The sequence below is a fragment of the Labrys sp. KB_33_2 genome, assembly GCF_052114505.1.
GTDB lineage: Bacteria > Pseudomonadota > Alphaproteobacteria > Rhizobiales > Labraceae > Labrys.
Window position 1 is genome coordinate 1 of sequence record NZ_JBFREW010000001.1, and the last position, 21,061, is coordinate 21,061.

At 63.1% G+C, this 21,061-nt stretch carries 17 protein-coding genes and 1 pseudogene; 8 read left to right on the forward strand and 10 right to left on the reverse strand.

All coding sequences use genetic code 11. From position 1 onward, the window contains the following. From AB4037_RS00005 to AB4037_RS00025, 5 genes and pseudogenes are all read left to right on the forward strand, one after another. Positions 1–156, forward strand: a pseudogene (locus AB4037_RS00005) (succinate--CoA ligase subunit alpha); the annotation flags it as partial. 67 nt (positions 157–223) lie between these two features. After that, on the forward strand, positions 224–3,172 hold the full coding sequence (locus AB4037_RS00010) for a 2-oxoglutarate dehydrogenase E1 component (protein ID WP_434958118.1): 2,949 nt from the start codon (positions 224–226) through the stop codon (positions 3,170–3,172). Positions 3,173–3,361: 189 nt separating this feature from the next. After that, positions 3,362–4,615, forward strand: a complete 1,254-nt coding sequence (gene odhB / locus AB4037_RS00015) for a 2-oxoglutarate dehydrogenase complex dihydrolipoyllysine-residue succinyltransferase (protein WP_434958117.1) — start codon at positions 3,362–3,364, stop codon at positions 4,613–4,615. A gap of 178 nt (positions 4,616–4,793) precedes the next feature. Then, positions 4,794–6,194: a dihydrolipoyl dehydrogenase gene (gene lpdA / locus AB4037_RS00020; RefSeq protein WP_434958116.1), complete on the forward strand. Its 1,401-nt coding sequence runs from the start codon at positions 4,794–4,796 to the stop codon at positions 6,192–6,194. Between the two features lie 141 nt (positions 6,195–6,335). Continuing rightward, positions 6,336–7,073, forward strand: a complete 738-nt coding sequence (locus AB4037_RS00025) for a LolA family protein (RefSeq protein WP_434958115.1) — start codon at positions 6,336–6,338, stop codon at positions 7,071–7,073. Positions 7,074–7,117: 44 nt separating this feature from the next. Here AB4037_RS00025 and AB4037_RS00030 read toward each other — a convergent pair whose 3' ends face one another. The 7 genes from AB4037_RS00030 to AB4037_RS00060 all read right to left on the reverse strand — a co-directional run bounded on the left by AB4037_RS00030 (position 7,118) and on the right by AB4037_RS00060 (position 15,042). Then, positions 7,118–7,729 (reverse strand): hypothetical protein, encoded by a 612-nt coding sequence (locus AB4037_RS00030; RefSeq protein ID WP_441770120.1) that lies wholly within the window; start codon positions 7,727–7,729, stop codon positions 7,118–7,120. Further along, positions 7,726–8,364, reverse strand: a complete 639-nt coding sequence (locus tag AB4037_RS00035; protein ID WP_434958113.1) for a hypothetical protein — start codon at positions 8,362–8,364, stop codon at positions 7,726–7,728. The genes AB4037_RS00030 and AB4037_RS00035 overlap by 4 nt, the downstream gene beginning before the upstream one ends. Beyond that, a complete protein-coding gene (locus AB4037_RS00040; RefSeq protein WP_441770121.1) occupies positions 8,361–9,098 on the reverse strand; it encodes a MotA/TolQ/ExbB proton channel family protein in 738 nt (245 codons plus the stop codon). The genes AB4037_RS00035 and AB4037_RS00040 overlap by 4 nt, the downstream gene beginning before the upstream one ends. A 258-nt stretch (positions 9,099–9,356) precedes the next feature. Further along, entirely contained in the window at positions 9,357–10,385 is a 1,029-nt protein-coding gene (gene holA, locus AB4037_RS00045; RefSeq protein ID WP_441770122.1) for a DNA polymerase III subunit delta, read from the reverse strand. Positions 10,386–10,514: 129 nt separating this feature from the next. After that, positions 10,515–11,045 (reverse strand): LPS assembly lipoprotein LptE, encoded by a 531-nt coding sequence (gene lptE, locus AB4037_RS00050; protein WP_441770123.1) that lies wholly within the window; start codon positions 11,043–11,045, stop codon positions 10,515–10,517. Beyond that, the gene (leuS, locus tag AB4037_RS00055) at positions 11,032–13,659 is read right to left on the reverse strand and encodes a leucine--tRNA ligase (protein ID WP_441770124.1); all 2,628 of its coding nucleotides are present in this window, start codon (positions 13,657–13,659) and stop codon (positions 11,032–11,034) included. Before leuS ends, lptE begins: the two co-directional genes overlap by 14 nt. Before the next feature lie 291 nt (positions 13,660–13,950). Further along, positions 13,951–15,042: a nucleoside hydrolase gene (locus tag AB4037_RS00060; protein ID WP_441770125.1), complete on the reverse strand. Its 1,092-nt coding sequence runs from the start codon at positions 15,040–15,042 to the stop codon at positions 13,951–13,953. Positions 15,043–15,320: 278 nt separating this feature from the next. Between AB4037_RS00060 and AB4037_RS00065 the strand changes: the two genes are divergently transcribed. Beyond that, positions 15,321–16,439, forward strand: a complete 1,119-nt coding sequence (locus AB4037_RS00065) for a vWA domain-containing protein (protein ID WP_434958107.1) — start codon at positions 15,321–15,323, stop codon at positions 16,437–16,439. 174 nt (positions 16,440–16,613) lie between these two features. On the opposite strand, the gene AB4037_RS00070 is transcribed toward AB4037_RS00065, so the two are convergent. Beyond that, the gene (locus AB4037_RS00070) at positions 16,614–17,375 is read right to left on the reverse strand and encodes a hypothetical protein (protein ID WP_441770126.1); all 762 of its coding nucleotides are present in this window, start codon (positions 17,373–17,375) and stop codon (positions 16,614–16,616) included. Positions 17,376–17,566: 191 nt separating this feature from the next. Between AB4037_RS00070 and AB4037_RS00075 the strand changes: the two genes are divergently transcribed. Beyond that, positions 17,567–18,229 carry a YggS family pyridoxal phosphate-dependent enzyme gene (locus AB4037_RS00075; RefSeq protein ID WP_441770127.1) on the forward strand — a complete coding sequence of 221 codons (663 nt, stop codon included), beginning with the start codon at positions 17,567–17,569 and terminating at the stop codon, positions 18,227–18,229. Between the two features lie 32 nt (positions 18,230–18,261). Here AB4037_RS00075 and AB4037_RS00080 read toward each other — a convergent pair whose 3' ends face one another. Both AB4037_RS00080 and AB4037_RS00085 read right to left on the reverse strand, forming a co-directional pair. Next, on the reverse strand, positions 18,262–19,137 hold the full coding sequence (locus AB4037_RS00080) for a lysozyme inhibitor LprI family protein (protein WP_441770128.1): 876 nt from the start codon (positions 19,135–19,137) through the stop codon (positions 18,262–18,264). 71 nt (positions 19,138–19,208) lie between these two features. Then, complete coding sequence (locus tag AB4037_RS00085; RefSeq protein WP_441770129.1) at positions 19,209–19,655, reverse strand: hypothetical protein; 447 nt, start codon at positions 19,653–19,655, stop codon at positions 19,209–19,211. 597 nt (positions 19,656–20,252) lie between these two features. Between AB4037_RS00085 and AB4037_RS00090 the strand changes: the two genes are divergently transcribed. Beyond that, a complete protein-coding gene (locus AB4037_RS00090; protein WP_434958102.1) occupies positions 20,253–20,939 on the forward strand; it encodes a response regulator transcription factor in 687 nt (228 codons plus the stop codon). The last annotated feature ends 122 nt before the right edge of the window (positions 20,940–21,061 follow it).

Consider the following 21,061-nt stretch of genomic DNA (forward strand, 5'->3'; position numbering starts at 1 on the left):
CCGCCCGGACGGCGCATGGGCCATGCCGGCGCCATCATCTCCGGCGGCAAGGGCGATGCCGGCTCCAAGATCGCCGCGCTCGAAGCCGCTGGCGTCAGGGTATCCCCATCCCCCGCTCGCCTCGGTACCACGCTCACCGAATTGCTGAAGGGCTGAAGCCAAAAAGGGGCTGAGATCGGACCGGGGCCGTCGCCCCGGCCCTCGGAACCGAAGGAACGGGACGATGGATCGTCAAGACGACATGAACCTGCAAAGCTTCGCCTATAGTGGCGACGCCGAGTATCTCGAAGATCTCTATGCGCGCTACGAGGACAATCCGTCCTCGGTCGACGGCGAGTGGGCGGCCTTCTTTGCCGGTCTCGCCGACGACAAGGCGATCGTCGAGAAGAATGCGCGTGGCGCGAGTTGGGCCAGACCCAACTGGCCGATTGCGGCCAATGGTGAAATCGTCTCGGCCCTCGACAGCAATTGGGGCCAGATCGAGAAGAAGGTCGGCGAGAAGATCAAGGCCAAGGCGGATGCCCAGGGCGCGGCCATCTCCTCCGAGGCCATGCTGCAGGCGACGCGCGACTCGGTGCGTGCCATCATGCTGATCCGCGCCTATCGCATGCGCGGCCACCTCTTCGCCAATCTCGATCCACTCGGTCTGCAGGAAGCGCGCGATCACGAAGAGCTGCATCCGCAGACCTATGGCTTTTCGGAAGCCGACCTCGATCGCAAGATCTTCATCGACCATGTCCTCGGTCTGGAATTCGCGACCATCCGCGAGATCGAGACGATCCTCAAGCGCACCTATTGTTCGACCCTCGGTGTCGAGTTCATGCATGTCTCCGATCCCGCCCAGAAGGCCTGGATCCAGCAGCGCATCGAAGGGGCGGACAAGGAGATCACCTTCACCCGCGAGGGCAAGCGCGCAATCCTTTCCAAGCTGATCGAGGCCGAAGGCTTCGAGAAGTTCATCGACGTCAAATATACCGGCACCAAGCGCTTCGGCCTCGACGGTTCGGAATCGGCCATTCCCGCGCTGGAGCAGATCATCAAGCGCGGCGGCGCGCTCGGCGTGCAGGACATCGTGCTGGGCATGGCCCATCGCGGCCGCCTCAACGTGCTCGCCCAGGTGATGGGCAAGCCGCATCGCGCCATCTTCCACGAGTTCAAGGGCGGTTCCTATACGCCCGACGACGTGGAAGGCTCCGGCGACGTGAAATACCACCTCGGTGCCTCGTCGGACCGCGAGTTCGACGGCAACAAGGTGCATCTGTCACTGACCGCCAATCCGTCCCATCTCGAGATCGTCGATCCCGTGGTGCTCGGCAAGGTGCGCGCCAAGCAGGACCAGCATGGCGACACCGATTCGCGCGCCAAGGTGATGCCGCTGCTCATCCATGGCGATGCTGCTTTTGCCGGCCAGGGCGTGGTCGCCGAATGCCTGGGCCTGTCGGGCCTGAAGGGGCACCGCACCGGCGGCTCGATGCATTTCATCATCAACAACCAGATCGGCTTCACCACCTATCCGCGCTATTCGCGCTCTTCGCCCTATCCTTCCGACGTGGCGAAGATGATCGAGGCGCCGATCTTCCATGTGAATGGCGACGATCCGGAGGCGGTGGTGTTCGCCGCCAAGGTGGCGACGGAATTCCGCCAGACCTTCCACAAGACGGTCGTCATCGACATGTTCTGCTATCGCCGCTTCGGGCACAACGAGGGCGACGAGCCGGGCTTCACCCAGCCCCTGATGTATCGCAAGATCCGCTCGCATCCGGGCGTGGTCGAGCTTTACTCGAACAGGTTGATCGAGACCGGCGTGGTCACCGCCGGCGAGGTCGAGAAGATGAAGGCCGACTGGCGCGCGCGCCTGGAGGCCGAACAAGAGGCTGGCCAGGCCTACAGGCCCAACAAGGCCGATTGGCTCGACGGGCAGTGGGCCGGCCTCAAGGCGATCGGTTCGGGCGACGACGATCCGCGCCGCGGCGCTACCGGCGTCGATATGGCCAAGCTCACCCAGATCGGCAATGCGCTGACCAAGCTCCCGGAAGGCTTCCAGGTCCACAAGACCATCCAGCGCTTCATGGAAACGCGCCGGAAGATGATCGAGACCGGTGAGGGGCTCGATTGGGCGACCGCCGAGGCCATGGCGTTCGGCACGTTGTGCGACGAGGGCCATCGCGTGCGGCTCTCGGGCCAGGACTGCGAGCGCGGCACCTTCTCCCAGCGCCATTCCGTGCTGATCGACCAGGAGACGGAGAAGCGCTACACGCCGCTCAAGAACATCCGCGAAGGTCAGGGCAAATACGAGGTCATCAACTCGATGCTCTCGGAAGAGGCCGTGCTCGGCTTCGAATATGGCTACTCGCTGGCCGAGCCCAAGGCGCTGACCCTGTGGGAAGCCCAGTTCGGTGACTTCGCCAATGGCGCCCAGGTGGTGTTCGACCAGTTCATCTCCTCGGGCGAGCGCAAATGGCTGCGCATGTCCGGCCTGGTCTGCCTGCTGCCGCATGGCTATGAGGGGCAGGGGCCCGAGCATTCCTCGGCCCGCCTCGAGCGCTTCCTGCAGATGTGCGCCGAGGACAACATGCAGGTCGCCAACTGCACGACGCCATCGAACTATTTCCACATCCTGCGCCGGCAGCTCAAGCGCGACATCCGCAAGCCCTTGATCCTGATGACGCCGAAATCGCTGCTGCGCCACAAGCGCTGCGTCTCCAAGCTCAGCGAGATGGGGGCCGACACCACCTTCCATCGCATCCTGTGGGATGATGCCCAGTTCGGCAATTCCACCACCAAGCTGGTGGCGGACGAGAAGATCCGGCGTGTCATCCTGTGCACGGGCAAGGTCTATTACGACCTGCTCGACGAGCGCGAGAAGCGGGGCATCGACGACATCTATCTGCTGCGCGTCGAGCAGCTCTATCCCTTCCCCCTGAAGTCGCTGGCCAACGAGCTGTCGCGCTTCCGCAAGGCCGATGTGGTCTGGTGCCAGGAAGAGCCCAAGAACATGGGCTCCTGGTCCTTCGTCGAGCCCTATCTGGAATGGGTGCTGGGGCAGGCGGGCACCAAGGCCAAGCGGGCTGCCTATGCCGGCCGTCCGGCTTCCGCCGCGACCGCAACGGGGCTGATGTCCAAGCATCTGGCCCAGTTGCAAGCCTTCACCGACGAAGCCCTGACGATCTGACGGGCTCACTTCGCACCGGCGGGCGGGATCTGTTCCCGCTTGCCGCAACTCCCCAGAGCAAAGCGCGTTTTGATGAAAACGCTTCCTTGCTCTAACTTTTTGTATGGACGCGTCTTTGCGATTCTTGGCGATTCCGCCAGATCGCAAAACGCTTTGAAAAAGAGGGCGCCTCAAGGCGGGCGTGAGAGCATGGCGACGGAAATCAAGGTGCCGACCCTGGGCGAATCGGTCACGGAAGCCACCATCGGTAAATGGTTCAAGAAGCCGGGTGAGGCCGTGAGGGCCGACGAGCCATTGGTGGAACTCGAGACCGACAAGGTCACGCTGGAAGTCAATGCCCCGGCCGCCGGCGTGCTTGGCGAGATCCTGGCCAAGACCGGCGAGACCGTCGGGCCGGGCGCCACGCTCGGCACCATCGGGGCGGGCTCCGGCACAGCCGCTGCCCCGGCCGCCGCGCCCGCTCCGGCTCCTGCCGCCCCGGCACCAGCCCCTGCTGCGCCGGCCGCCGCCGCGCCGGCTGCTTCCGCTGTTCCGCCTTCGCCCGCCGCGGCCAAGATCGCCGCCGATCGCGGGCTCGACCCCGCCCAGATCGAAGGGTCTGGCCGCCGCGGCCAGGTGCTCAAGGGCGATGTGCTTACGGCTCAGCCGGCCCAAACCACGGCCCCGGCTGCAGCTCCCGCACCGGCTCCTGCCGCTGCTCCGGTGCCATCAGCTCCGCGGGTCGCTTCGCCCCCGGCCGATGCCGCGCGCGAGGAACGCGTGCGCATGACCAAGCTGCGCCAGACCATCGCCCGCCGCCTCAAGGAAGCGCAGGCCAATGCGGCCATGCTGACGACCTTCAACGAGGTCGACATGACCAACGTCATGGCGCTGCGCAACCAGTACAAGGATCTGTTCGAGAAGAAGCACGGCGTGAAGCTCGGCTTCATGTCCTTCTTCGTGCGGGCTTGCACCCAGGCCCTCAAGGAGATGCCGGCCGTCAATGCCGAGATCGACGGGCAGGACGTCATCTACAAGAACTATTGTCACGTCGGCGTCGCCGTCGGCACCGACAAGGGCCTCGTCGTGCCGGTGATCCGGGATGCCGAGACGCTCGGCCTCGCCGGCATCGAGAAGACCATCGCCGATTTCGGCAAGCGCGCGCGTGATGGCCAGCTCAAGATCGAGGAGATGCAGGGCGGCACCTTCACCATCTCCAATGGCGGCGTCTATGGTTCGCTGATGTCGACGCCGATCCTCAATGCGCCCCAGTCGGCCATCCTCGGCATGCACAAGATCCAGGAGCGTCCAATGGTCATCGGCGGCCAGATCGTGGCGCGTCCGATGATGTATCTGGCGCTGTCCTATGACCATCGCATCATTGACGGCAAGGAAGCGGTCACCTTTCTGGTGCGCGTCAAGGAGAGCCTGGAGGATCCGGCTCGTCTGGTACTGGATCTGTAAAATTTTACCCTCCCCTGCAGGGGGAGGGTCGACGCGTAGCGTCGGGGTGGGGTGGTGGCTCAACATTGCGGAGCGCTGCCACACTTGGTCGTATCGACGGGCGCGCGGAAATCACCCCACCCCGGCCTCCGGCCGCCCCTCCCCCTCCTGGGGAGGGTAAAGAAAAACGAGAAAGCCCATGCCCTCTCATGATCTCGTCGTTATCGGCACTGGCCCCGGCGGTTATGTCTGCGCCATTCGCGCCGCCCAGCTCGGCATGAATGTCGCAGTGGTCGAGAAGCGTGCCACCTATGGCGGCACCTGCCTCAATGTCGGCTGCATCCCGTCCAAGGCGCTGCTGCACGCTTCCGAACTGTTCGACGAGGCCGGGCATGGCTTCAAGGCCTTCGGCATCGAAGTGCCGGCGCCCGTGCTCAATCTCGGCCAGATGCTGAAGCACAAGCAGGAGACCGTGGACGCCAATGTCCAGGGCGTTGCCTTCCTGTTCAAGAAGAACAAGATCACGGCCTATCGAGGCACCGGCAAGATCCTCGCTGCCGGCAAGGTCGAGGTGACGGCCGAAGACGGTTCGGTTGAAACGCTGGAAACCAAGTCGATCGTGATCGCCACGGGTTCGGATGTCGCCCAGCTTCCCGGCGTCACCATCGACGAGAAGACCGTGGTTTCCTCCACAGGCGCGCTCGAGCTCGCCACCGTGCCGAAGAAGCTGGTCGTCATCGGCGCCGGCGTGATCGGCCTCGAGCTCGGCTCGGTATGGCGCCGCCTCGGCGCCGAGGTTACGGTGGTCGAATTCCTTGATCGTATCCTGCCCGGCATGGATGGCGAGGTCGTCAAGCAGGCCCAGCGTCTGCTCGGCCGCCAGGGCATCGAGTTCAAGCTCGCCACCAAGGTCACCGGTGTCGAGACCAGCGCTGCGGGTGCCGTCGTCTCCGTGGAACCGGTGGCGGGCGGCGACAAGCAAACCATCGCAGCCGACATCGTGCTGGTCGCCACCGGCCGTCGGCCCTATACGGACGGCCTTGGCCTGGAGGAAGCCGGTGTCGTCACCGAGCGTGGGCGGGTTGTTATCGACGACCATTTCGCCACCAATGTCCCCGGCATCTATGCCATCGGAGACGTGGTGCGCGGGCCAATGCTGGCGCATAAGGGCGAGGACGAGGGCATTGCCGTCGCCGAGATCCTGGCCGGCCAGCACGGTCATGTGAACTACGACGTCATTCCGGCGGTGGTTTACACCTATCCCGAGATCGCTTCGGTGGGTAAGACCGAGGAAGAGCTCAAATCGGCCGGTATCGCCTACAAGGTCGGCAAATTCCCCTTCACCGCCAATGGCCGTGCCCGCGCCAACCGCACCACCGAAGGTTTCGTCAAGGTAATTGCGGATGCGAGCACGGACCGCGTGCTCGGCGTGCACATCCTTGGTGCCGGTGCCGGCGAGATGATCCATGAAGGCGTGGTGCTGATGGAGTTCACCGGCTCATCCGAGGATCTCGCCCGTTCCTGCCACGCGCATCCGACCATGTCGGAAGCCGTCAAGGAGGCAGCGCTGGCCGTCGAAGGACGTGCGATCCATATTTGATCGCGGCTTCTGCACGGCTTTGTTGTTGCAAAGCCGCTAAAAGGCCATAGACACGCTTTAGGGCACATTCCATATGGGATGTGCCCCATTCGTTTCCAGTTGCCGGTTCCGGTCTCCGCGCCGGTCGTCTCGGAGTTTGCAATGCCTTTTGCCCGTACCGTTCTCGTCGCTCTGAGCCTGTCCTTGCTGGCCGGCACTGCCTATGGGCAGAACGAGTCCGGTACGCCGCCCGCCGCCACGGTGCCGGCTGCCGCCGACGCCCTGCCGTCACCCGACTTGGTCGCCTCGGGCCAGCCTCTGGAAATCGATACCCATCGCATCAATCCCAAGGCACTCAGTGCGGCCGACAAGGCGACACTCGACCAGATCGACAGTTATTTCAACAATATCAAATTCTTCTCAGGCAGCTTCGTGCAGGTCGGCTCTGACGGTAAGCGCATCAATGGCAAGTTCTGGGTGTCCAAGCCCGGCCGCATGCGCTTCGACTATGACCCGCCGTCCTCGCTGCAACTGCTGGCGGATGGCACCTCGGTGGCCGTTCGCAACCGCAAGCTCAACACCCAGGATCTCTATTTCATCAAGCAGACGCCGCTGCGCTTTCTATTGGCCGACAGGCTCGATTTGATCGAGGATTCCAGGGTGCTGGCGGTCGGGCGCGAAGCGGCCGGAATCAGCGTCATCCTGGAGGAAGGGTCGGCAGCCAGCGGCGGCAAGTCCCGCATACAGCTGACCTTTCCGGCACCGAACTACGATCTGAAGCAGTGGACCGTCACCGATCCGCAGGGCTACGACACCACGGTGACGATCTCCGGCATCGATCGCAAGCTGCAGTTGCCGGATCGGATCTTCTATATCGACCAGACCAAGATCCTGAAATAGGACCCAGGAAGAGCCGATATCGAGGTGTACTGAAGCAGGTCCGTTCATTGTGCCGGCTCGGTCAGTTCCTTTTCCGGCAGGATCGGCTTTGGCAGGGGAATGAGGTCGACATTCTTGGATTGGCCGCCGAGAAAGGCCGGATCGAGCACCCCGCCTCCGGAAGGGTCGCCGCCCGGCGGTGCGTTTACATTGATGGGGCCGGAAACACCCTCGGTCGAGGACGGATTCCCATAATAACGGGGCTTGCCGCCAACCAGCATGCCGTCCTTGATCTGGGTCTGCGCCTGGTTGACCCGATCGGCCAATTGTCGCGAATAGGGCAGGAGATAGGAGCGGGGTTCACCGCTGGGCAAATTGGCCGCATCGAGTTCCTCGACCCAAAGATGCACCGCGCCCGGATTGGCGTGTGCCGGATCGGGCTCGACCACATAGGTCCACAACACCTTGAAACGCTCGGGCAAGGCCCTTGGCGCGGACCAGCCGAGCAGGCCCTGCGTGGAGAAGAAGACCGCGACGTAGAAGGAACTGGCAGCCAAGATCGCCGCCACCTTCGCCAGCCGGTTGAATGCCAGCTTGCTCACGATAGCAAGGAGCAAGGCCGCCGTCGTGACATAGGCCAGCGTGAGAAGAAGCACATGGATCTGGACCCAGCTCATGGCTTGGCACCATTGGCGCGGGGATTGTAGAAGGTCTGCAGGATCGATTTCGGCGTCCGATCGACCTTCGTCACCGCGCCCTTTTCATCCATGGTAAAGCGTAGCGCAGTCTTCTCGGTGCCGCCGTCGACAACCTCCAGCGTCTCCTTGGCCACGATGGTCACCTTGGGGTTGAGCTTTTGCAGCGTCACTGTCACGGGCACCATACGACCCGTCAGCGCAGTGAAGTGGTAGACGTTGATGGTGTAGTCCCCGGCGACGAAGCCTCGGATGCTGACCAGTTCCTGCCGGGTCGCCGTCGGAACCTTGCTGCCATTGACCATGACGAAATCGTTGATGCCACCTCTGTCGTCGCGATCGAGCAGCATGAAGCCAGCCTCCCGGCGGCGGTACCAGACCACATTGCCAAGCGGGTCCTGGACGAAAATATCCATGTCGTCGGGGTGGTTGTCCGGCCAGTCCATGCTGATCAGGAATTCGGCCTTGCTGTCGACCTTGCCGTTGTCAGCCTTGGGTGCCACGATGATCAAGGCGATGAAGAACAGGAAGGCGACGACCTGCAGCGCCTTGAACAGCACCACGCTGAACGGATCGAACGCCTCCTCGCGAGGCATCAGGTCGAAATCGTCGATCATGCCGCCTGAGCCCGCCGCTCCAGCGCCGAGACCACATAGACCTCGGTAATATCCACGGCGAAGGCAAAGATGGCGGCGGTGGCGTTCTCCAGGAATTGATACTGGATCTTCAAGAGGATGGAGCCGGCCAGCCCGACGAGCGTGGTATACATGGCCACGGCCATGCCGTCGCTCATCAGCGACATCGAGATTCGCATGGCCGCGTGATCTTCGATGTCGAGGCCGGCAATAGGCGCCAGCATCATGATGAACCCGATGATGGTGCCCAGGAGCCCCAGCTTCATCAGGGTGTCGCTGGCAAAGGCGCCCAGGCCGTTCGAACCCCGCAGGCGATTGGCGAGAACACGCAGCAGCAGCGTCTGGTCGAGGCGCATATGCCCCTGCAGGCTGGCTTTCGTCTTGAGGTCCCGGATATGGGACGAGACAAGTCCGGCCGGCAGCTCCTTGACGAGATCGATTTTCGGCTCATTGGAACGACCGTTCTCGTAGCGGACGAGAAGCCGCGCCGACCGCAGGGCTGCTTGCCCCTCCTTCGAGATGATCAGGACGCGCCACAGGCAGTGCAGGCTGGCGACGACATATAGAACGGCAATGACGACGGAGATGAAGGTGCGGTCACTCGCAACCATTCTGGCGATCAGCCCGAAATACCATGCCAGCAGGAAGGCGAATAAAGTCACGCCGGTAAAGATCAACCAGGCCGGAAGCGGATCGCTGCCTGGCAAGTCTGCCACTTCCTCTGTCCTCAACGCGTCCTCCCTGCTGAATTCCGGCCGCCTCCAGGGCTAGCTCTCGCGCATTCAGAAGGATAGGATGAGGTATTTTCGGTATTCTGTCTTTATTTCTTCGATGAATGTAAATTAATAAGGGCTTTATTAGAGTAATCGACAGTTGTTGTGGCCGTGAAGTTGCTTCCTGTTCTATGGCTGGGCATCGAGGGTGAAGGCCCGAGGCCAGCGCTGCAGGAAAAGGCTCGCCCAGGGCAGGCAGGATCAGCGCCGGGCCTTCGCCATGAGGGCGATCCGCATCAAGGCGCGCGAGACGATCGCCTGCCCCAGGGCAGCATTGCGGCGGGCATCGAGCACGGCGTCCGACAGGTCGGCCACAATGCGATCGAGCCTCGCCATCGTCAGGGCCGCAAGCTGAGCCGAGACGCCGGCCTTGCGGCGAAAATGCACCTGCATGCCCATCGAATCGACGACGGCGGCCGCAGGACGGCCCTTCTCGACCTCGCCTCGCAGGCGGTGAAGCAGGAGAGCGTGACGCAGAGCCGTTCCTGCCAGCTGAGAGGTGTTGACCCCTTCATTCCAGGCCTTGGCCAAGGTGGAGTCGAGCAGGTCGGCCCGGCCGGAAAAGGCGGCGTCGATGATCTCGTCGGTGGCGAGCGCGCTGGCATCGCCCACCACGGCCTCGACATCGCTCAGTTCGATACGCCCGGCACCATGGGCATAGAGCGTCAGCTTCTTCAGCTCGCTGCGGGTGGCCAGGCGATCGCCGCCGAGAAGGCCGATCAGCGTCTCGCGCGCTTCGGGCGCGATGGTCAGGCCTGAAATGGCGACTTCCTCGGCGATGATCTGGCCGATATTGGCATTTTCGTCGCCGAAGCAGGCGATCACCGCTCCGGCTCGCGATTTCTCCACCAGGGAGACCAAAGCATGGTTCTTCTTGAGATCGCCGGCTTCGATCACCACCCGGCAGGCCGCTGGCGGGTTGGCGAGCACGGGCTCGACCGCCGGCACGATGTTGCGGCTGCCGGCCCGCAGGCGCACGGCGCGGCGCCCCCCGAAGAGGGGAATGGTGAAGACTTCGTCGGCCAGGCGGGCCGGGTCGCCGCTGATTTCGTCACCGTCGAGGCGAACGAGCTGGAAAGGATCGTCGATATCGTCGACTGAGGCCGCCACGAGTGCACGGACACGTTCGCTCACCAGGCCAGTATCCGGCCCATAGACCATGATCACCGCGAAATGGGCGTCCGGTTTCTTGATGAAGGCATCGACGGCGCGCCGTTCGATGGAGGCCATGTATCGTTACTGCCTATGGTGTCGTTACTGCCTGTGGTGCCTTGCGTTGCACCGAAGCAGGCGGGCCAAGCCGCTACCGAACCAGGGATAGGATGAGGCGCGCCGGACGGGCGTGCCTCACCCCGGCGATCAGGGATGGTCGGCGAGCCAGGTTGCTAGCCGAAGCCGGATCTGGTCGGCCATCACGTCGGCCGCATCGTTCTCGGCATTGCGCCGCGCCCGTACGGTGGCGAAACGCTGCAGGCCGGAATTATAGGACTTGCGCGCGAAGTTCTTCGCCTTGAGCAGGATCTTGTCCGTGGCCGGATCGAGCAGCGTATAATCCGTCGTCAGCGTCACGGTGTCGACCTGGGGCGTAGCGTTCAGTGCATCGACCAGCGCGGAATCGAAGCTGGACGACGTCGCAAGCACCAGCCGGTAGCGCGACGGCGGCGCTTCGGCGCCGCCCGTGAGATTGAACGACAGGCGGTTGCGTACCTGCTGGCCGACACGGTCGTCGACCGGATCGATGGCGATGGAAGCAAGGCGCCCCTTCAGCCCGGGCGAGCCGTTGCCGGGATCCGCCAGCATCGGGCGGAAGCAGCCGCCCAGCATCACGGCCGGCAGGAGGGCGAGGGCGAACAGCGCACCGCGGCGCGAGGTCTGACTAGACGACGACATTCACAATCCTTCCCGGCACGACGATGATCTTTTTGGGAGAGCGCCCTTCCAGCACACGCTGGACGGTTTCATCAGCCAGTGTGGCAGCTTCGACTTCCTTTGGCGATGCCGTTTTCGGCACGGTAAGATCGGCCCGCTTCTTGCCGTTGAACTGCACCGGCAGGGTGATGGTGTCGTCTTCCAGCAAAGCAGGATCGGCCACAGGCCAGGAAGCCTCGGCTACCAGGCCCTGACAGCCCAGCACGCTCCAGCATTCCTCGGCCAGATGGGGCATCATCGGCGCGATCAACTGCACCAGCATGACGCCGGCTTCCTTCAGGGCGGCGGCGAGATTGGCAGGCACTGCCTCGGCGTTCTTGGTGCCGTCCAACGCGCGCCCGAGACTGTTTACCAGCGTGTAGATATGCGCCACGCAGCGGTTGAAGCCGAGGCGCTCGATATCGGCTTCGACGGCGGCCAGGGCCCGGTGCGCGGCCTTGCGCACGGCCAGAACGTCGTCCTCGCTCGCGGTGGGGCCAGCGGGAGAGGCCGTATGGGCGGCGATCTCGTTGACGATGCGCCAGATGCGCTGCACGAAGCGGCCGGCGCCCTGTACACCGTCCTCGGTCCAGATTACGTCGCGCTCGGGCGGCGAGTCCGACAGCATGAACCAGCGTGCCGTGTCGGCGCCGTAGTCGGCGATGATGTCGTCGGGATCGACGACATTCTTCTTCGACTTCGACATCTTCTCGATCGAGCCGATCTCGACCGGTTCGCCCGTGCGGTTGTTGAAGGCACGGCGCTCGGCGCCATCGCCCTCGATGCGCACGTCGGCCGGCACCACCCACTCGCCATTGTCGGCGCGATAGGTCTCGTGCACCACCATGCCCTGGGTGAACAGGCCCTTGAAGGGCTCATCCAGGCCGACATGGCCTGTCTTCTTCATGGCGCGCACGAAGAAGCGGCTATAGAGCAGATGCAGGATGGCGTGCTCGATGCCGCCGATATATTGGTCGACCGGCAGCCAGGCATCGACTTCCTTACGGACTGTCGGTGCCGTCTCGATCCACGGATCGGTGAAACGCGCAAAATACCAGGACGAATCGACGAAGGTGTCCATCGTGTCCGTCTCGCGGCGGGCCGGTTTGCCGCATTGCGGGCAGTCGACATGGCGCCAGGTCGGATGATGGTCGAGCGGATTGCCGGGCCGGTCGAAGGTGACGTCGTCGGGCAGCTTGACCGGCAGGTCCTTCTTGGGCACCGGCACGACGCCGCAGACCTCGCAATGGATCACCGGAATCGGGCAGCCCCAATAGCGCTGGCGCGAGATGCCCCAGTCGCGCAGGCGGAAATTGACCTTGCGCTCGGCCACGGGCGCGTTGCCGCGCGTCCGGCTCTCCAGCCGGCGGGCCACTTCTTCCTTGGCCTGCTCGATGGTCATGCCGTCGAGGAAACGCGAATTGATCATCCGCCCTTCGCCGTCATAGGCGATGTCGGTGATCACGAAGCTGGCGGGGTCCTGGTCGGGCGGGCACACGACCGGCGTGTTGCCGAGACCATAGGCGTTGACGAAATCGAGGTCGCGCTGATCATGCGCCGGGCAGCCGAAGATGGCGCCCGTGCCATATTCCATCAGCACGAAATTGGCGACGTAAACAGGCAGCTTCCAGTCCGGATCGAAGGGATGCACGGCGCGGATGCCGGTATCGAATCCCTTCTTCTCGGCCGTTTCGATCACGGCCGCCGAGGTACCCGTACGCCCAATCTCCTCGATGAACGCGGCCAGCTCCGGATTGTTCGCGGCGGCAGCCTTGGCGAGCGGATGGTCGGCAGCTACGGCCATGAACTTGGCGCCGAACAGCGTATCGGGGCGGGTGGTATAGATCAGCAGCTCGTTCTCGCCCTGCGGCGCCGTGGCCGCGTCGAGTTCGAAGCGCACCTGCAGGCCTTCCGACCGGCCGATCCAGTTCTTCTGCATCAGCCGGACCTTCTCCGGCCAGCGATCCAGCGTGTCCAGGGCCGAGAGCAGGTCCTGCGAATAATCGGTGATCTTGAAGAACCACTGGGTCAGTTCGCGCTGCTCGACCAGGGCGCCCGAGCGCCAGCCGCGGCCGTCGATCACCTGCTCGTTGGCGAGCACGGTATGGTCGACCGGGTCCCAGTTGACCTTGGAAACCTTGCGCTCCACCAGGCCGGCCTGCAGGAAGTCCAGGAACATCGCCTGCTGGTGGCGGTAATAAGAGGGATCGCAGGTTGCGATCTCGCGGCTCCAGTCCAGCGACAGGCCCATCGACTTGAGCTGGCCGCGCATGGTGTCGATATTGGCATAGGTCCATTTGGCCGGATGCGACTTGTTCTGCATCGCGGCATTCTCGGCCGGCATGCCGAAGGCATCCCAGCCCATGGGATGCAGCACGTTGAAGCCCTTGGCCCGGCGATAGCGCGCCACCACGTCGCCCATGGTGTAGTTGCGCACATGGCCCATATGGATGCGCCCGGAGGGATAGGGGAACATCTCGAGCACGTAATAGCGCGGACGCGGATCCTCATTCCTGGTTTCGAAGATCGCCTGGTCGGCCCAGATCTTCTGCCATCTGGGCTCGGCGTCGCGGGCGTTATAGCGCTCGGTGGTCATGGGGGAGGGAACTCGGAGTTGAATAGTCAACTGACAGTTGATTTTGAAACGCCGCTTTTAGCGGGCACGGAGGTGCAAAGCTAGCCTTGTCTCCTTTCGAAGGCCTGAAGAATCTGCGGGAAATCACCCGACAGGGCCGGTACAGGCGCAGTTTTGTCATGCCCGGGCTTGACCCGGGCATCCAGCGTCGACGGATTTCCGCTCTGGAAACGAGAGCTGGATTGCCGGGTCGAGGCCGGTAATGACAAGGGTTGAGCCATCGTCAACGGCCGAACGTCGGGCAGACCCTGCCTACTCGGCCAGCTTGACCGGTACCGGACGGGTCAAGAGGTCGACGTAGAAATCGGAGAAGCGCTTGTTGTCGAACTGCTTGACCACTTTCACCTTCTGCAGGAGGTCCGTCGGCTGCTTCTGCCAATAGCCGAGCGTGCGGCCATAACCAGGCCCGAACGCCACGTCGACGTCGATATAGAGATCGTCGACCTTCGTCGCAAAGCTTGGATCGACCAGATAGGCGAGGGCGAGCGTATCGAATACGCTGGCCTTGGCCTTGTCATCCTTGGCGAATTTCTTGGCCATCCAGCTATCCTGGAAGAGTTTCTGGATCGGGCCGTTGCCAGCGGTCAGGCGATCGAACTCGGGCTTGCCGATCTGGGTGATGTCGGTGACGTCGAGCGGAATCAGGGCTTGCTCGATCGGTTCGCGCATGACGATGCGGGCGGCCTCAGGATCGATCCAGACGTTCATCTCGGCGGCGGGCGTCGTGTTGCCTTTCACGTCAACCGCGCCGGCCATGTAGACGATGCGCTTGATCAGCGGCACGATTTCCGGGTTCTTGCGGATTGCCAGGGCGATGTTGGTGGCCGGCCCGATTACCAAGAGCGAGACCTGGTGCGGATTGGCCTTGATCGTGTCCACGATGAAGTCGACGGCATCGTCCTTGCGCAGCTTGGTTTTCTTGGCAAAGCCGTCCGGCGGGGCGATCAGGTCGGCATCCTTAGGCTGCGGGCGATGGAACGAAGTCTTGTAGCTTTCGCCGAAGCCGAACAAAGCGCGCTCATGCTCGAAGCTGCGGGGATCGTGCACCAAGGGCAGGTTCGCGCCGGCATAGACGCCGACCCTGTCCTCGATGCCGAGGCGTTCGACGGCGCGCAGGGCATCGGCGACTTCCTGCTTCAGCCAATCATTGCCGGTGACCACGGTAATGCCCAGAAGGTCGATCACACCATCCTTCTGCAATTGGGCCGCCATGATCAGCACCTGGCCGTCATCGCCGATCGTCGAGAAATCCGTGTCGAGAATGACTTTTTCGGGGGCAGCGTTGGCTGGCGAAGCCAGGAATGCACCTGCGGCCAGCAGGACGGCCGCCATCAATCGTTTCATCAAAAATTTCCTCCTGGTTTCAAATGTCTTGTCTTCGCCAACGAGCAGCGAGCCTGGCCGCTCGAACGGCGGCGGGGGGCTACATTCCCGCCTGGGGTAGGAGATGGCAAGCCGCCGCGCCGCATCTGGGCCGCGGCTCGACATGTTCCGCAGGAAACAGGTGGCGGCCAAGGACCTCCTTTGCCGCTCTTGCGCCACTGCCAGAGCCCGACTTTGCCATCATCGGTGGCGAGCTTGGCGTGTTGCAACTCGATTGCAGAACGCCCGGGAGATACGCCGTGAAATCCGCCCTTCGCCTCGCTTTCGCGACGGCCAGCCTGCTTGCGCTCGCGATGCCGATCCTGCCTGCCCATGCGACCTCGGATCCGCAGGTGCGGCCGCGCGTCGAGGTTGCCTTCGTGCTCGACACCACCGGCTCGATGGCGAGCTTGATCGACGGTGCCAAGCGCAAGATCTGGTCGATCGCCAATGCCATCGTCGACGCCAATCCTGATGCGGAGATTCGCATCGCCCTGATCGGCTATCGCGACCGCGGCGATGCCTATGTCACCGATGTCCATGCCCTTACGGGTGATATCCAGGGGCTCTATGGCGATCTGGTGCAATATACCGCCGACGGTGGCGGCGACACGCCCGAATCCGTGAACGAGGCTTTGGATAAGGCTGTCCGCAGCCTGCAATGGGATAGCGGAGGCCAGACCCGCAAGATCATCTTCCTGGTGGGGGATGCGCCGCCGCACATGGATTATCCCAATGCGCCTCGCTACCCCGAGATCGTCAAGGCGGCCGTGGCCAAGGGCATCGTGGTCAACACGGTCCAGGCCGGCGATGCCGGCGACACCCGCCAGATCTGGCAGGACATCGCCCGCCGCGGCAATGGCCGCTATTTGCCGATCCCCCAGGATGGCGGGCAGATCGTCGAAGTGCCCACGCCCTATGACGAGGACATCCTGCAACTGCAGCAGTCGCTCGACGATACCGTGCTGCCCTATGGCGATGGCGAAAGGCAGCAGGCCGTCCGCAACAAGATGGATCTGCGCAAGCAGGCGCCGGCCCCGGCTCAGGTCGACAATTCCAGCTTCTACAGCAAGAAGGCCGGACCCAAGGAGGTGGTGACGGGCGAGGGAGATCTCACCGCCGATATCGCCAATGGCCGCCAGAGCCTCGACAAGGTCGCGGCCTCGGCGCTTCCCAAAGTGCTGCAAGGCAAGTCCGAAGCCGAGCGCAAGGCCTATGTCGAAGAGCAACTCTCCAAGCGCAAGGGCCTGCAGGAGAAGCTCGCCGAGATCAATCGCAAGCGCGATGCCTTCGTGGCGGCCGAGCGCACCAAGACCGGCAGAAACAAGGCCGATTCCTTCGATTCAGCCGTGCAGGAAACGCTCAGGCAGCAGCTTTGAGGTGGCTTAAGATTCGTCCGTGAACAAATGAATCGACTTGGCTCGGCCTTTGTCATTGCCAGGCTTGCCCTGGCAATTCAGCCCCCTTTCAGGCAACGAAGACAAGGGCGCTGGTTGCCCGGGTCAAGCCCGGGCATGAAAAAGGCGGTGCTTCAATTATTTCCCGACAATGCCTCACGGCGCCTTCTTGCCCGCGAGCCCGATCAGGCTCTCGAAGGCGGCTGACGTGGCGTGGCCGTCGGCCTTGGCCTTGACCAGGAGCTTGTCCTGATCCTGGGCGAAGACGGCCTGCTCGATCTTGATGTCGAGGCCCGGTATCTGAGGTACGGAGGCCCGGGCCTTGTCCTCGTCGAGGGCCTTGGCCACCGCCGCGGTCAGGCGCTGGTTGAGATTGCCGAGCAGGGCGGTCGCGATTTCGGTGATTTGCGGATCGCCGGTCTTGATCGAGGCTTCTCCCTTCACCCGCAGGGCAACCTGGCGCGGCGTCGGGATGTAGAGCTCGACCGGGATGGTGATGGCAATCCTGTCCGTGGCGATCTTGGTCTTGATCTTCTGTCCCAGCACCTTGGCGCAGCCCCAGGCCGTCACCTTGCCGGCAACGTCGATCACCGCCGTGTCACCCTCGGCGCGAATATGGGCGCTGTCGATGCTGTTGACCACGAGATTGGGGCCCTTGCGGGCACAGGCATCCTCCGGAAACGGCAATTTGCGCGCGATCGCCAGCGCATTGTCCTGCAGGGATTTCAGATCGCCGGTGACGGCGAGGTCGAGCTGGACGCCGCCTGCCTCGCTCTTACTGTCGAGCGATGCGCGGATCGGAATGTCGAGGGGAATACCAAAGACCGGCAGGGATATCGTGGTCGGGCCGATATCGAGGGCGGAGGCTGGCCGTCCCAGACCGCAGATCAGGAGCGCTGCCAGGGTGCTTCGTGCCAAGATCTGCCTTCTTGCCAAAATAGATTTGGCTACCTTGAATCGCATCATCGGCCTACCCTCTCTACGCTACGCTTGCAAATGACTGGAGAGGGCTTTTAGCACGGCCCGGCGAGGTTCCGGTAGCCATGGCCCGCCTGTCCTATTATGTCGAAGGCCTGTTTCGTCTTTCGTCACTCTCTGGAAATCATCTCATGTCCGATGCTCCGGCCCGCCTTGCGGGGGTCCGCCTAGCCATCGCCCGCGCTGAAGCCGACGCGCTGCGTCCCGCCGGTTCGGTGGCGCTGGTCGCCGTTTCCAAGACGTTCGGGCCGGAGGCGATCGAGCCCGTGCTCGCCGCGGGCCAGCGGGTCTTCGGCGAGAATCGCGTGCAGGAGGCGCAGGGCAAGTGGCCTGATCTCAAAGCCGTCTTTCCCGATGTCGAACTGCACCTCATCGGCCCGCTGCAGTCCAACAAGGCCAAGGAGGCGGTCGCCCTGTTCGACGTGATCCATACGGTCGATCGTCCCTCGGTGGCCCAGACGCTTGCCAAGGAAATCGCCAGGCAGGGCAAGGCACCGCGCTTGCTGGTGCAGGTCAATACGGGCGAGGAGGCTCAGAAGGCCGGTGTTGTTCCTCAGGAGGCCGATGCCTTCATCGCGGCCTGCCGCGACGACTATGGCCTCGCCATCGATGGGCTGATGTGCATTCCGCCGGTGGAGCAGTCGCCCGGGCCGCATTTCGCCCTGCTCGCCAAGATCGCCGCGCGCAACGGGCTTTCGATGCTCTCGATGGGCATGTCGAGCGATTTCGAGACTGCCATCGAGGTCGGCGCCACCCATGTGCGGGTGGGCAGCGCCATCTTCGGGACACGCTGAGCTTTTCTCTCGGCCGGCGGCGTGCGCGGGGGCTATTTCTTGCTGCCGTCGCTGGTGGGGTCGGCGAGGGGATAGCTCATGTCCGTGAGGCAGGCGCGCAGCCATGGGCTGTCTTCGTCCTCGCCGAGATCGGCGCTGATCTTGGGCGAGGGCGTGCTCGCGCCGCCGCCTGTATTGGCACTTGCAGCCGGTTGAGGGGTCCAATGCCGGTCGGAGGAAGGCTGGCTATCGGGGCAGGGGCTGTTGCCGTTCTCGTCGCCGCAGGTCGCGATCGTCTTGAGCTTTCCGTCAACGACGTCGGCCACCGTCTGGGTGACATAGAGCGCGTTGGTGGCAAAGTCCGTCGTCACGGAGCAGACCCGGTCCTTGTTCTGATAGGAGCGGGTTCCTAGGCAGGTATAGATCTGCTCCCCGCTGCTGGGCAGAAAGTCACAATCCGCGCTGTAGCCCGCGAAGGGACCACCGGTGAACTGGGCGTTGAACTGGCGCTGCTTGTTGGCGATCTCGATGAGGCGCGGTAGCGTCGGATTGGTCTTGGAGTATTCGGCCAGATCCGCGGTTCGGGCCTCGATCGCCTTGAGCAGCACATTCGGCGCCTCCTCATCGGATGCTTCCTCGCCCTCTCTCCGGCCGTCGCCTTGGCTTTCGCCCTCGGTGTCCAGGCGAAGGTCCCGCCGCGCTAGCCAATGTTTCTGGCTTTCGATCAGCATGGCGCGGATCTGCGGATCCGGGCTGGCCTTGAGGATCTTGGCATAGGCCGCGCCCATCGCGGCATCGGCCCGCCGCAACGATTTGTCGGCGCAGATGCGGCGTTCGATCGAGGTCGAGGCCTTCTTGCAGTCGATGGCGTGGGCGGGCAGGGCATGGAATGCAGTCAGGGCGACTATGCTGAAAGCCAGGCGTTTCATTGCGAATATTCCAGGGGGATCGAAAGGGGCGGCAACGGGGTTGAAGGAAGGCAGGTCGTGAAGCGCCGGTATCAATGGCTCCTGCGCTTGTAGACGCCGTCTATCACGCTGCCCCCGCCACCGCAGATGGCTGCCGCATCGGCGCCGCGAATCGTGATCGTGCCGTTGTCGACGGAGAAGGCGAGGCCGAGGCCGGGCTTGGCCACATCGCCCTCCTCGTCGAGATCAGCCACGATGTTGACGCGGGTAACCTTGCCCTCGAAGGCCCGGCCGGTGATCGTGCCTTCGGCGATGAAGCCGCAGTCGGCAACCGTCGCCGCGCCGTTTGGAACGCCGCCGATGGCGGCGCTCACCCGCCAATGCTCGCTGGTTCGCTTGACCACGAGCGTGGCTTCGCCATTGTCCCGACGGACATAGGTGCCAGCTGCGACATCCTGAACGCTCATGGCCGCCGTCGCAGTGGCAAAAGCCGTCGCGGCAATCGCGAATCCGGCTGCGGCGAAAATGATCTTCCTCATCAATTCATCCTTGCTATGAAATATCTCGGGGCTTTTTCGCATGGCCGATGCCTCCCTCGTTCGGCCACCATCACGGCATAGCGCGACAGACGCGGCAGCGCCTTGCGGAACACGTCCGGTGGTACGGCGACGAAGCCGGCGGTCGGCGCGCCCAAAGATAGGCGACCCAACCTACCGTCAAACGTCCGCGGCCGCCTGAAAGCAGCGAGACCCGCGCGCGGATGAGGTCGATCCTGTGTTTCAAGGGCTGACTTTCAATAATTTCGGCACAAATGCCTGTCGAAAGTGCATTGCTGCGATTCACAAATCATGGCGCACACCGTCATAATGCGATAGAGCGCTAAAGCGTTTTACGATTTGTGGGAGTCACCAGGAATCGCAAAGACGCTCGAGCCAATCCATTGGATTGGCTCGGAAACTAGGGCAAAAGGGCGTTTTCGCTAAAACGCGCTTTGCTTTGGTATTCAAAGCGCGAAAGCATACCGGGTTTCCTGCCGCGCACGCCGAGCGCCTGAACAGATTCTTCCTGATCGAACCACAGGCTCGCTCAGGAGGAATCTGCGGGATTTCAAACGCTTCCGCCTTCTGGGGAATCTCATGTCCGGCAGTCGAAAAATTCTGATCGTCGACGATGATAACGAGCTGCGCCAGGCCCTGGCCGAGCAATTGGCGCTCTATGACGAGTTCGAGATCGAGCAGGCCGAATCCGCAAGCCGCGCGGTTCAGATCGCCAAGTCGGACCATCTCGATCTCGTGATCATGGATGTCGGTCTGCCGGATATGGACGGGCGCGAAGCCGTCAAGCTTCTGCGCAAGAACGGGTTCAAATCGCCGATCATCATGCTCACCGGCCATGATTCCGACGCCGACACCATTCTCGGCCTCGAGGCCGGGGCGAACGACTATGTCGTCAAGCCCTTCCGCTTCGCCGTGCTGCTCGCCCGCGTGCGCGCCCATCTGCGCCAGCATGAGACGAGCGAGGACGCCGTCTTCAACATCGGCCCCTTCACTTTCAAGCCAGCCTCCAAATTGCTCTTGACCGAGAAGGGCTCCAAGGTGCGGCTGACCGAGAAGGAAACCTCGATCCTGCGCTATCTCTATCGCTCCGGTCAGAAGGCGGTGCAGCGCGACGTGCTGCTGCAGGAGGTCTGGGGCTACAATTCGGGCGTGACCACCCATACGCTCGAAACCCACATCTACCGCCTGCGGCAGAAGATCGAGAAGGATCCGTCCAACGCGGCCCTGCTGGTCACCGAAGGCGGCGGCTACAAGCTGGTGCCCTAGAGGCTGTTATGGACCATGGATGGGGTTTTGACGTGAGCGATTTTGGTCGAGGAGAAGGAGTTCGAGGACGCAAACCTTGCGGTTTGCTACGAAGAAGGACGTACTCGTCGAGCAAAATCGCC